The organism is Carboxylicivirga caseinilyticus (assembly GCF_050589785.1).
In the GTDB taxonomy this organism is placed as follows: domain Bacteria; phylum Bacteroidota; class Bacteroidia; order Bacteroidales; family Marinilabiliaceae; genus Carboxylicivirga; species Carboxylicivirga caseinilyticus.
The window spans coordinates 1-13299 of record NZ_JBNGOX010000041.1; the positions used below are offsets into that span (position 1 = coordinate 1).

At 36.3% G+C, this 13299-nt stretch carries 8 protein-coding genes; 2 read left to right on the forward strand and 6 right to left on the reverse strand.

Going from position 1 to position 13299, the window contains the following annotated elements:
* Window positions 1-115: 115 nt before the first annotated feature.
* The 5 genes from gyrB to ACRD62_RS17690 form a co-directional block, all read right to left on the reverse strand.
* Window positions 116-2080, reverse strand: a complete 1965-nt coding sequence (gene gyrB, locus ACRD62_RS17670) for a DNA topoisomerase (ATP-hydrolyzing) subunit B (RefSeq protein ID WP_430821437.1) — start codon at window positions 2078-2080, stop codon at window positions 116-118.
* Between the two features lie 185 nt (window positions 2081-2265).
* On the reverse strand, window positions 2266-4023 hold the full coding sequence (locus ACRD62_RS17675) for a porin family protein (RefSeq protein WP_430821438.1): 1758 nt from the start codon (window positions 4021-4023) through the stop codon (window positions 2266-2268).
* 30 nt (window positions 4024-4053) lie between these two features.
* On the reverse strand, window positions 4054-7101 hold the full coding sequence (locus ACRD62_RS17680) for a tetratricopeptide repeat protein (RefSeq protein WP_430821439.1): 3048 nt from the start codon (window positions 7099-7101) through the stop codon (window positions 4054-4056).
* Window positions 7102-7261: 160 nt separating this feature from the next.
* Entirely contained in the window at window positions 7262-7993 is a 732-nt protein-coding gene (locus tag ACRD62_RS17685) for a cell division ATP-binding protein FtsE (protein WP_430821440.1), read from the reverse strand.
* Window positions 7994-8060: 67 nt separating this feature from the next.
* Window positions 8061-9260 carry a pyridoxal phosphate-dependent aminotransferase gene (locus tag ACRD62_RS17690; RefSeq protein WP_430821441.1) on the reverse strand — a complete coding sequence of 400 codons (1200 nt, stop codon included), beginning with the start codon at window positions 9258-9260 and terminating at the stop codon, window positions 8061-8063.
* 275 nt (window positions 9261-9535) lie between these two features.
* Here ACRD62_RS17690 and ACRD62_RS17695 point away from each other — a divergent pair, with 275 nt between their 5' ends.
* Window positions 9536-10063: a DUF7935 family protein gene (locus ACRD62_RS17695; RefSeq protein ID WP_430821442.1), complete on the forward strand. Its 528-nt coding sequence runs from the start codon at window positions 9536-9538 to the stop codon at window positions 10061-10063.
* Window positions 10064-10078: 15 nt separating this feature from the next.
* A complete protein-coding gene (locus ACRD62_RS17700) occupies window positions 10079-10831 on the forward strand; it encodes a glycosyltransferase family 2 protein (RefSeq protein ID WP_430821443.1) in 753 nt (250 codons plus the stop codon).
* A gap of 3 nt (window positions 10832-10834) precedes the next feature.
* Here the strand turns inward: ACRD62_RS17700 and ACRD62_RS17705 are convergent, their stop codons facing one another.
* Window positions 10835-13228: a GumC family protein gene (locus ACRD62_RS17705; protein WP_430821444.1), complete on the reverse strand. Its 2394-nt coding sequence runs from the start codon at window positions 13226-13228 to the stop codon at window positions 10835-10837.
* Window positions 13229-13299: the final 71 nt, after the last annotated feature.

Below are 13299 nucleotides of genomic sequence, written 5' to 3' on the forward strand. Positions count from 1 at the left end.
CATATAAGCTCTCAGCTGGATGAAATAATTTAAGGAAGAACTCCATTTTTTTGAATAATAAAAAGAGGGTGCCTCAATTTTGGACACCCTCTTTCTTTAAGAATATCATTGTTACTTAAGCATCAATATTTGCATAAGTAGCGTTTTCTTCAATAAATTGCTTACGTGGTGGAACCTCATCACCCATCAACATTGAGAATACTCTGTCTGCTTCAGCACCACTTTCGATAGTTACCTGACGAAGGGTACGTTCTTCCGGATTCATCGTTGTTTCCCACAACTGCTCTGCGTTCATCTCTCCCAAACCTTTGTATCGCTGAATGTGAACACTATCTTCTTTACCCCCACCAAATTGCTCAACAAATTCATAACGTTGTTTTTCATTCCAGCAATAAGCTTCGTTTTTACCTTTTTTACAAAGATACAACGGAGGAGTGGCAATATATAGGTAACCATTTTTAATCAGGTCTCTCATATATCTGAAGAAGAAAGTCATAATCAATGTTGTAATGTGGCTACCGTCCACATCGGCATCGGTCATGATTACTACTTTGTGATAACGTAGTTTTTCAAGATTTAAAGCTTTACTGTCTTCTTCGGTACCAATGGTAACTCCTAAAGCTGTAAATATATTTTTGATCTCATCACTTTCAAACACTTTGTGTTGTAGCGCTTTCTCAACATTCAAAATCTTACCTCGTAAGGGCAGGATTGCCTGAAATTTTCTGTCACGACCTTGTTTGGCTGTTCCACCCGCCGAATCTCCCTCGACAAGAAATACTTCACAAAGAGCAGGATCTTTTTCTGAACAGTCAGCCAGCTTACCGGGTAATCCACCGCCACTCAAAACACTCTTACGTTGCACCAACTCACGTGCTTTACGTGCAGCATGACGCGCCTGTGCGGCCAAAATTACTTTATTAACAATATCTTTGGCAGCTTTTGGATTTTCTTCAAGGTAGTGCGTCAACATGGTACTAACAGCCTGATCAACCGACAAACTAACCTCACCGTTACCCAGTTTAGTTTTGGTTTGACCTTCGAATTGAGGCTCTGCCACCTTAACAGAAACAACAGCAGTTAAACCTTCACGGAAATCATCACCATTGATATCGAACTTCAGCTTACTTAGCATTCCTGATTTCTCAGCAAAAGTTTTTAAGGTACGTGTCAATCCACGACGGAAACCAGTAAGGTGGGTACCTCCTTCAATGGTATTAATATTGTTAACGTATGAGTAAATGTTTTCGTTAAATGAAGTATTGTACATGATGGCAATCTCAACCGGAATATCGTTTTTCTCAGTTACGATATGAATTGGATTGTCAATCAGTTTCTCGCGTGTTTCATCAATGAACTCTACAAATTCTTCCAAACCTCTTTCTGAATGGAAAAATTCAGCCTTATCACTTCCGTCTTCCGAATGTGTGCGGTGATCAATCAAATGAATTTTAATACCACTGTTCAAAAAGGCAAGCTCTCGCAAACGATTCGCCAGAATTGACCATTTGTATTCAGTCACATTAAAGATTGATGCATCAGGCTTAAATGTAACTTTGGTACCTGTTTTATCAGTGGTTCCTACTTCAGTAATATCTGTAACCGGCTTACCAATTGAGAATTCCTGAGTATAAATTTTACCATCACGATGAACCTCTGCTATTAACATAGTTGATAGTGCATTCACACAGGATACACCAACACCGTGCAAACCACCGGATACTTTGTATGAATCTTTATCAAACTTACCTCCGGCATGCAACACTGTCATTACAACTTCCAGTGCTGATTTACCTTCTTTTTCGTGATAATCAACAGGAATACCCCTACCATTATCCGTAACTGAAATAGAGTTATCCTCATAAATTTCGACAGTAATTTCGTCACAGTGTCCGGCAAGAGCCTCATCAATTGAGTTATCCACCACCTCATAAACCAAGTGGTGTAATCCTTTCTCACCAATATCACCAATATACATTGCAGGTCGCTTACGCACAGCTTCCAACCCTTCCAAAACCGTAATACTACTGGCACTGTATTCGCCCTGCTTATTTACATTTTCATTTACTTCTTCACTCATCTTAAAATACTTTTGAAAAGCGTAAAAAAACCGGATCACCCGGTTTAAACATCCTCCCGAAAGGAAGACCTACAAATATAGCAAAAATCACCATTTTGGGGAGTCAAAAAGAATGTTTTTTTACCCCATCAAAAACCTTAATTACAAGCTTATTTATAACCCCTTAGGATCAAAAGTCTTAGCCCTTAAAAGGTATATATAATTCCGGCCTGCATATTCAGTCGTTGCGATGGATATCCATTCCATTGATAGTATTTTGAAGCTGCTATATTATTAACATTTGCCCAAAAAGTCCATTGACGACTAAAGCGATATTCTCCACCCAGATTCATATCAAAAACACCATTTAAAGTCTTCTGCAAATCATCCAACTCTCTGTCATATGCTTTTCGCTCACCCAGGTAACCAATGCTACTATTCAAAGAAATAAATTCATTTAAATTCAATGATGCTTTTAGACCAAATTCCACTTCCGGTTCATGCCAGGCTGCCGCTTCAGAATCAAGGTTCCATCCATTATAGGCTCCGTGAAGTAACAATTCTATCTCTTTCTTGGGTCGAAACAACAGCTCACCTTTTACTTTAAGTAAATTACCATCATCATAAACAGGTACAAACAGATTAGAGTACTGATATGTGAATAAAGAGCTACTTGTCTCTGGCTGATCACTGTAATATTTATTTACATAGAAATGTTCATCATTAAAAAAGCTGTACTCGATTCCGGCAGAGAAACTGGTTGAAGAACTAAAATTACCTTCAATACCGGCAAATAAGTTTAACCCATACATCGATGATTTGATATTTGCATCGGGTGATAAAAATGGATTTTCATATACAGCTGAACGATAATCATTGATATTCATATTTCCATTCAAGCCTCCATAAAGAGCCACAATACCTTCAACAACAGTCAACTTCGCAAGAATATCAGGTGCAACAAAAAACTGATCATCTTCAGAGTCTATCTGACCACCAATCACCATACCTACCTTCACATTTATATTATCAAAATTAAAATGTACAGCAGGGTTGGCCTCAATATAAGTTAGTTTTCGATCTGAAAAAGTATACATCGCTCCGATTGTATCAGGAACACTGGTTTTAAAACTTTGAACTTTACCTTCTAATGAAAATATTAAATCGTTAACCGGATGACGCACGGCTCCATTAAGCATAAAACCGTTTTGCTTTACCCCTGTTACATTCCCAAAACTTGAAAAACCAAAATTTGCGTTGTATACTGTTTTATTATCGTCGCTTACATTATTCTGTAGCCCGATTAACATATCAAAGACTGATAATCTTTGTCTTTCATCCTGCTTCAAATCACTCCCTAAAACAGGATCAGTTGAACCCGGCAAGTAGTAGTCCGTCTCATCAACCAATGTTTGATAACCGTAATAGTGATAGATATTATGCAAAAAGTTTAAATCCACACTCAAGGTTTTATCATCAAAAAAATGCTTAAACCCAAGGTTAGCATAGGTATCATTCATTGGAGCATCTGCACTTTCACCATCTTCAAGCTTCAGCTTTCCAAAGGATGAAGTATGTCCGATATTCAATCCCAACAGAAAAGGTTCCGATTCAAGAATATTATACCCAAGTTCACCCAAGAGTGCATTATAGTTTCCAACACCTCCTTTAACATACGACTTCAACAATAATTCACGTTGTTCTGTCTGAATTTTTGCCGGATTTATTAATGTTGGTTTATAATCGGCATTGACTGACGTACTAATGATTCGATAGTTAAAGCTGGGTCGCAGTGTAACTGAATCTTTCACATCCGGCATTTGATTAACTTTAAATGCATCAGATACGGTTGGTGTATACTCACGAACAACTTTCACATCTTTGTTAATCTCTTCCTGTGCATGAAGATTAAACGAAGCAAAAGCCAAACCCACTAGTACTAACTTGATATATTTTGTTTGCATCAAATTCATTTTATTCATTTTCAGATTCAGTTAATCAACAACAGATATCGTATCAGCAGGAGCTTCTGTTTCAGCTTTTACCTGCCAGGCATTTATATAATTATCTGCCCTTGAATGAATGTCATCATCTCCCTGATAATTCTCCTTAATACTTTGCAGATATTGCAGAGCCTGAAAATCTTCTTTTCTATCATGATAGATCTCAGCCAAAAGAATAAAACTCCGGGCCAGCCAATATTGATGTGGAGTACCTTTATCGATGTAGTCGAATATCTCTTTTTCTGCACGATCCTTTTCTCCTTGATTGTAGTAATATTGGGCTACCCAGTATTTGGATTCAGCTCCCTCACTACTCTTGGTGTTACCTGCCAACTTCGAGTAATTCTCAAAAGCCTTTTCCTTATCCTTTAGTTTATCATAGCTCTGTGCCATGTAATATCTGGCTTCTCTCTTTATTTCATCTGCAATCTTGGCTCCGTCCAACACCTTTTGAGCTGCTTTCACACATTCTTCAGGTAAATCAAGCTTGACTAGCGATCGCATAACTCCAATTTTGGCTTCAATACGATTTTCAGCTATTTCGGCTTCCTGCTCCAATCGTTCAAATGCATTAAAAGCCTTGCGATACGCTCCTTGCTGATAATTCAACTCGCCCATGCGCAATAAGGCCTCTTCAGTAAATAAACTACGGCCTTTGCCGGCAACATACTCATAAGAGTTCAATGCATCAGATAAATCTCCTGTTCTATACTGACAATCTGCCTTATAAAAATGAGCATTCAATACAAATTTTCCTTCAGGGAAGGTTGTAAGATAACTTTCGAAATGTTTGATAGCATGCTCACAGTCATTCTTCATGTAAAATCGTTCGGCAGCTACAAATGTTAAAGAATCCTGCTCACGAATATCCAGTCGTGCAAAACCTCCCAGATTTTCGGTGTAACGAACATATCCATCCAAATTATTCTGATCCATATAGATATTACGAATTCCCAACAAAGCGTCCTCTGCTTCAGGAGTTCCCGGATATTCATTAACCACACGTTTATAGAATGCCATTGAGTTATCCAGATCATTATCGTTATAGTAAACCAAACCTAGCTGCAACATTGCCTTCTTAGCCAGACTTCCTTTTGGATACTTCTCTTTAATAGTTTTATAATTATAAATGGCATTATCCAACTGACCCATGGCAACATACGATCGTCCCATTTCATATAAGGCATCATCAACATAATGAGATTGAGGGTAGCGATTGGTCAAATCTTTCAACACATTTACTTTCTGCGTATTATCCTTGGCTAACCCCAAACAGAAACCTTTCTGAAACAAAGCATAATCAGGTGATCCTTCCGGAACCTGAGATGCTTTGGTATACATGGCAATTGCTTGAGTAAAATCGCGGTTCACATAATAACAGTCTCCACATCGGTTCAATGCATCACCATACATAACACGATCTTTTCCGTCGGTTATATTAATGTATTTTCTGAACCATGTATTGGCTTCACTGTATTCTTTTTGTTTGAAATAGGAATAGGCAATATTGTAATGAGCTATAGGAAACTCTTTGGTTTGATACGATCCCGGCATGTAAATAAACTCACGATAATCTTTTATTGATTTAGAATAATTACCTGTTCTGTAGTAGGCTTCTCCCCTCCAGTAATATGCACCCACCTTTAATTTTTTATCATACTCAGCATACTTCAGACTGTAATCGAAAAACTCAATGGCTTCAGTAAAATTAAGATCCGTGAATAATTCCAGACCTCTGAAATATGCCACGCGTTGTAATGCCCTGTATACATCGTCATTTTTACGCTGAATCTTTTCCATCGAATTCAGAGCTTCCCTGTAATTCTTGGTAGTTAGAAAAGCCTGACCTAAATACTGATAGGCCTGGTCTATTTTATCACTTTCAGGAAATAATTCAATAAATGTCATAAATGAATTGATGATTTCGTTGAAAGGCGAAAAGGAAAGCTCATAATTCAGTTTTATGTAATTAAACAATGCATCTTCCTGAATATCTTTATCAAAATCATACTTCGATGCAGCCTCAAAAGCCACTCGGGCACGCTTTTTATCCTTAAGTTTCAGATAACAGTCTCCCAAATGATAATAAGCATTCTGCGACATGATATCTTCTGCCGATGTAACTTGCGACAAAGCCTCTGTTGACTTATCGTAATCTTTTCCATAATAATAACAGAAACCCAGATGATAAAAGTCTTCTCTTCTTGGTTGCTCTACCAAATCAATGGCCTTATTATAATATGGAATTGCTTTTGTATATTCTTTTTTACCATAATACGAATCAGCAATAATTCGATTCATATCAGCCTGGCGTTGTTTTGTGCCTTCTTTCACCATTGGTAATGCATAGCTAATGGCATTATCAAAATCATCCTGCAAATAATAAATTTGAGCTATGTAAAAAGGAACCACTTTTTCGAATCCTTTATCATTCTCCAGCTTTTTGAATCCTTCAAGGGCTGTCTGATAATTCTCCTTTTCGTATTGAATATGACTGTAATAATACAATACCGAAGAATAGTACTTATTGTCCTGTCCCTTTATCTTATTGAAATAGACAAGTGCCTCATCATACCTTTCCTGCTTAAACAAAGCATAACCTGCCGAGAAGTTAAAATCAAGCTCTGTTTCTTTATCCAAACCGTTGGCATCCACTTTCTCATACCATCTTGTAGCCTGTCGAAACTTATCTTTGTCTTTAAAATAATCGCCCATGTGCATGTAAGCATAAGGTAAACGATTACTATATGGGTAATTTTTAATGTAATCTTCCCATTGATATTGCATATCACCATTGTCAAGCTTCTGCGAACAAACACGTTTCAAATATGCAGCCTCAGCTACTCTGGCCGACATATTGTTTTTATTGGCATCGACGTAAGCATTAAACTGCAATCTGGCCAAACCATATTTCTGATGCCTGAATAACTCCATGCCCTTCTCGTATGATTCCTCAACAGATTGATATTTTAACGATTTTTGAGCGAAGCTAAATTGTAGCACCCCTATGAATAGTAGAAAGAAGATATTTCTCATCATGAGCCTTAGGCTTAAGAATATTATGATCGAATTAAATACTATAACGTAGAAACAAGGTAATTAGTGCATAAAAACCTCATTCAGGATAAAGATAAAAAAAGTGATGCAGCCATTGAGCAACACTCCTTGGTTTTTTATTAGCAAGAAATCAACAGGTTAATTAATCCAACAGGTTAAAATCTATTTCCTCCTGTTTACTTTCGCTCAATCGGGTATCCTCACAACGAATTGTTCGTCCGGGGAATTTTTTAAGCAGATTATAATTATGTGTTGCCATAATAACGGTTCTACCACCTTCACAGATCCTTCTAAGCAAAAGCATCAATTCATCCGAGGTATCCGGATCAAGATTTCCGGTTGGCTCATCTGCCAGAATCAAATCCGGTTCATTTAACAAAGCCCTGGCTATTCCGATTCGTTGTTGTTCCCCTCCCGACAGTTGATGTGGCATTTTGTAGCCTTTGTGAACCATATCAACATGAGACAAAACTTCACGAATACGTTTATCTATGTCTTTTTTGTTTTTCCAACCTGTAGCCTTTAAAACAAAGAGAAGATTATTATAAACTGTCCGATCTGACAACAATTGAAAGTCCTGAAAAACAATACCCATCTTTCTACGAAGGAAAGGAACCTGTTTCTTTTTAACCCCTTTCAGATGATAACCGGCCACAAACCCATGTCCTTCCTGTAAAGGCAACTCATTATACATAGTTTTTAAAAGACTGGATTTTCCAGTTCCCACCTTACCAATCAGATACACAAACTCACCAGGTTTAATCTGAAAATTTACATTTTGCAGTATTAAATGCTCCTGTTGACGAATATATACATTGTTGAAATCAACAATATTTCCTTCTACGTTAACGGTTTTTTGTGGAGTTTTATCCATAAATGTTACAATCGGTTACAAATGCAACCCAAAGAAACAATTTTTTGAGAAATATTAAAAGGCAGAACTACTTAAGTTCTGCCAAAGCATTTTTAACTCTTTCAAAAGCAATACGTAATTGTTCTTCGCTGGCAGCATAAGAGAAACGGATACATCTATCATCACCAAAAGCAACCCCTGGCACTGAAGCAACATGAGCATCTTCCAACAGATACAAACATAAATCCATTGAACCGTTCATTACTTTTCCGTTTACACTCTTACCAAAATAATAGCTTAAATCAGGGAAGATATAAAAAGCTCCATCAGGAATTGACACTTTAAAACCAGGTATATCTTTCACTAAGTCCAATACCATGTCACGACGTTTCAAGAATGCTTCGCGCATCTCTTCAACACATTCCTGACTTCCTCCAATAGCAGCTTCGGCAGCCTTTTGTGCAATGGCACAAACACCTGAAGTAAACTGCCCTTGTAGTTTCGAAGTTGCTTTAGCAAGAGCTAGTGGCGCAGCTATGTAGCCAATACGCCAACCTGTCATTGCATAAGCTTTTGAAACTCCATTTATTAATATGGTTCTGTCTTTTAAATAATCAACTTCAGCAAAACCGGCATGTTCACCAACATAATTGATCTTCTCATAAATTTCATCTGAAATGATCAAAACTTCAGGATATTTCTTTAAAACCTCAGCCAAAGCTTCTACTTCAGCTCGGGAATAAACACTACCTGATGGATTAGATGGTGAATTAAACATTACAGCTTTTGTTTTTGCTGTAATCGCTTTATCCAACTGATCTGGTGTTATTTTAAAATCGGTATCCACACTTGATTCAATAACCACCGGAATACCTTCAGATAATTTAATCAGATCAATGTAACTTACCCAATAAGGAGCGGGAACAATAACTTCGTCTCCATTGTTTATCAGGCATTGCAAAACATTGGCAAGACTATGTTTGGCACCATTTGAAACAACTATTTGAGCCGGATCATAATCCAAACCATTGTCCTTTTTCAGTTTCTCACAAATTACTTTCTTAAGTGCCGGATAACCGGGAACCGGAGGGTATTTAGTGAAATTTTTATTAACAGCATCGATTGCGGCATCTTTAATATGATCAGGGGTATAAAAATCAGGCTCTCCAAGAGTAAGATTTACAACATCCACTCCTTTATCCTGTAATTCCTTGCTTTTTTGATTCATCAGAATAGTTTGTGATTCTGACAAACGATTAATCCTGTCCGAAATTTGTAAAGCTTCCATAAATCGATTGCGTTTTATTAACCCAGTTAACTGAAAAATTATACAATAATTTTAGTATCCTGCAATCCGAAAACATTTTCTATCTTGCAGCGAATTCTATACAAAACTAAGTAAAAATTACAAGTCCACAAGATTGAAATTATTATTAATTGTTGTTTTTTACCAGATAATTGCAATAAATTATAAGTTGAAAAATTTCTGCAATTGCAATTCAGAAGTAATTAAATCATTCTTATGGATTTAGAACATTTATTTAAACACTTAAACTTTACATAATGATCGATTGGCAATTAATCATCTACCAGGCAATTCCTTATTTAATGATTGGAATTCCCATACTGGTTTTGGTCAACTGGTTTTTAAAGCAAAATATTAAAACCAGACAAATTGAACTCTCCATTGCTATGCAAAAAGAAGTTTTGCCACTTAAGATACAAGCATATGAGCGCCTGACCATTTTACTGGAAAGAATAAATCCTGAAACTATGATTCTGCGCGAACAGAAACAAGGACTAACAAACCTTCAGCTACATGCGTTATTATTAAAGAATATTCGCTCAGAATTTGAGCACAACCTGGCAATGCAGATCTATTTACCTGTAAAAACATGGGAGTTAATAACCAAATCGCGCGATGAAGTCATCAAATTAATTAATACTTGTTCAGGCGAAGTGAAACCAGATGCTCCTTCAATTGAGCTTTCTCAAAAAATACTGGAACGAAACAGTAATGAGGTCTCTTTCCACATTAAGCAAGCGAAAGATGCTATAAAAAAAGACATTCAGTTATATTATTTTTCTTAACAGCAACCTTTCAATATGCAGATCAGCATTATTACTGTTACATACAACAGTGCCTCAACTCTTGAAACAACAATCAATAGTATAAGAGAACAAAGTGCAATTAATAACATTGAATACATTATTGTAGATGGAAACTCATCTGACAATACTATAGAAATAATAAAAGAGAACAAAGACATAATAAGCCAATGGATTAGTGAGCCAGACACCGGCATCTATGATGCCATGAATAAAGGTTTAAAAATGGCATCCGGAGATTGGATTGGATACCTGCATGCAGATGATGTTCTGGCTAGTAAAACCATTATTGAAGAGATTATTACTGCTATTTCAACAAACAACATTAACGCTTTATACGGTAATCTGAATTACGTTCAGGAGAATGACATACACAAAACCGTTCGTCATTGGAAAAGTCAGACTTTTAAACCTCAATTATTAAAAAGAGGCTGGATGCCTGCACACCCAACTCTGTATATCTCAAAAGAATTATTCCTGAAAACAGGAGGCTTCAATACCAACTATAAGATTGCTGCCGACTATGACTTTATTTTACGCCTCTTTTCAAATCCTGAAACACAAAGCTTCTTTTTAGACAAACTCATTGTAAATATGAGAATGGGTGGAGCCAGCAACAAATCATTCGCCAATATCATTCAAAAATCAAAAGAAGATTATCTTGCCTTAAAGCATAATCAAGTTGGAGGATTCTATTCATTATTTGTAAAAAATTTCAGCAAACTCACTCAATTTATCAAACGCAATTAATAGTTAAGCCTTATAATGCTCGCTGTAATATTCAGCTGAATAATATCCGTATCCTCTCTCGGTTAATGATACATCATTCAGTAGAATTCCAATTTTAGCAACATCTTCTTCCATTAAATTTTCAATGGTTAATGACATGTGTTCTTTAAGTGTATAATTAGCTCTAACCACAAAAAGGTTAAAATCAGACTCCTGCATCAACATCCTTGCATCAGCCACCAATCCTATAGGCGGTGAATCCACAACGATTACATCGAAATGCTTTCTCAAGTATGCAAATAGCTCTTTTGGCCCACCACCTGATAATAATTCACTTGGATTAGGAGGAATCGGTCCTGCAGGAACAACATAAAGATTCTTGTAATCTGTTGAATATATAATATTTTCAACATGTTCTTCGTCAATCAAATAGTTTGACAAACCAGGCTTATCGATTAGCTGAAATAAAGCACTTAATCGAGGTTTGCGCAAATCAAAACCAAGCAAAACTGTTTTTTTACCAGATATAGCAAACACGGAGGCCAGATTCTCAGCACAAAAAGTTTTTCCTTCTCCGGTATTGGTACTTGTTAATGTAATCACCTTAGCATCATGATCATTATTCATGTACTTCAATTTTGTACGAATAGCCCTGAATGATTCACTTATCACCGAATGCGGATAATCATTTATCACATTATTAACACCATCCTTATTGTGCACAACCGTTCCAACAATTGATAACCCGGGAGCTAAATAATGCACATCATCTTTATTTCGAACCTTGGTATTCAAAAATTCTTTTAAAGCAATAAAAGCAGAAGGAAGAACCAAAGCCAGAAGAAATCCTTTTTGATAGTTACTCTTTTTAGTCGGTGAAATGATTGCCGATATACTGGCACTATCAATAATTTCATTGTCAGGAACATTGCTAGCTTTGGCAATTTGAGTCTCCGATTGTTTTTGTAGTAAAAACGTATAAATAGCGTCGTTTAATTTATAGGTTCTTTCAATTTTTAAATAAGTCTTCTCTAAATCAGGCAACTGATCCATATCTACCACAATATCTTTTAATTTGTTGTGATATTTTTGTTGCTCAAGATCCAGACTTCTTAGTACCTGATTTATTCCCTTTTGCAGATTTTCCTTGGTAACCTCTATCTTACTTTCCAAACTTCTCAGATATTGATTATTCTTTTCTACAGCACTTAAAAGAATCTCCTTTTCCTCTTCGTAAGATATCAATTGCATCACCAACTGATTAATAAACCCTGTATTTTCATCATTCACTGCCGGTAACATATATTCCTCTATATCGGAAGCATTATCAAGATTGTCCTGCAAAAATTTATAATACGACTGTTGCATTTCCAACATTTTCACTTCTTTCTCAGCATCAAAATATTGCTCCGCCAACCGTTGCGAAAACTCAGAAGGTCCCATAAACCGGTTGTCTTTTCTATATTTCAGTAAGCTATTTTGTACCTTATCCAATGTATCTGAAATATTCTCCAGCTGCGCATTTATGAAAGCCAATGAACGAGTTGCCATGTTATTTTTTTGTTCCAGATTATACTCCAGAATAACTTCGCACAAGGCATCTAAAAACACAGTCAATTTTTCATGGCTTGTTCCTGTAGCTGATATATAAATAATACTAGATCCTTCGCGGTAGGCACTCACCCCTAACCTCGACCTGTACTGATTCGCTAACTGATCATTAGTATTGAATACAAAGTGATACACTTTATCATTTGTAAAAGAATAAGATGAAGGTAAAATTCGAAATGAAAAATGATTATTTGTTATCCATTCTCCGAACTTTACATTCTGCTCAAACTTAACCGGACCAGAGCTTCCTGCTCGCTTCTCACCATTATAAATAAAAAGCTGTCCACCTTCTGATTCAACATTTACATTGACTTCATCGTTCGAAATATAACTGACCTTAATTGGTGTATTTAATAATTGAGGATGCAAAGAATCAAATTCCACCACAAATGGTTTACTATAATATAGTTCACTATCTTTAAAATTACCTTCAATCATATAGGTAACTCCAAAATCCAGACGATCAATAGCCTTTTTAACAAGCTTTTTTGATTTAATAACGAACATTTGATTTTCTACACTTCTTGCTTCGGGTGATAGTCCAAAGCCCTCGATTAATTCAGAACGGGTAATTGAACGCTGGTCATCGCCTTTCAATAAAAGTGTGGCACGCGCCTGGTAAACCGGCACAGTATAACGATGATAAATATACACCGAACCGATACAAAGAGGTAATGATATTAGAAATAAATACCAGTTTTTTCTGAGAAGAAATAGAATCCTTTTTAAGTCAAATAGATTATCGCTTGATTTACCTTTGTGAGGCTGATGCGCCATTGATATATTGCTTTTCTCGCCTGATGTCATAGAATTTGTTTTGCAAGGCAAATATAATTATTTTAAATGATGGTAATAATTTATAAATAAATGCTACTCAT

Excerpts from the sequence above, each read along its gene's own strand:
- gyrB (WP_430821437.1), bottom strand. The coding sequence starts at position 2,080 with ATGAGTGAAGAAGTAAATGAAAATGTAAATAAGCAGGGCGAATACAGT.
- ACRD62_RS17675 (WP_430821438.1), bottom strand. The coding sequence starts at position 4,023 with ATGCAAACAAAATATATCAAGTTAGTACTAGTGGGTTTGGCTTTTGCT.
- ACRD62_RS17680 (WP_430821439.1), bottom strand. The coding sequence starts at position 7,101 with ATGATGAGAAATATCTTCTTTCTACTATTCATAGGGGTGCTACAATTT.
- ACRD62_RS17685 (WP_430821440.1), bottom strand. The coding sequence starts at position 7,993 with ATGGATAAAACTCCACAAAAAACCGTTAACGTAGAAGGAAATATTGTT.
- ACRD62_RS17690 (WP_430821441.1), bottom strand. The coding sequence starts at position 9,260 with ATGGAAGCTTTACAAATTTCGGACAGGATTAATCGTTTGTCAGAATCA.
- ACRD62_RS17695 (WP_430821442.1), top strand. The coding sequence starts at position 9,536 with ATGATCGATTGGCAATTAATCATCTACCAGGCAATTCCTTATTTAATG.
- ACRD62_RS17700 (WP_430821443.1), top strand. The coding sequence starts at position 10,079 with ATGCAGATCAGCATTATTACTGTTACATACAACAGTGCCTCAACTCTT.
- ACRD62_RS17705 (WP_430821444.1), bottom strand. The coding sequence starts at position 13,228 with ATGACATCAGGCGAGAAAAGCAATATATCAATGGCGCATCAGCCTCAC.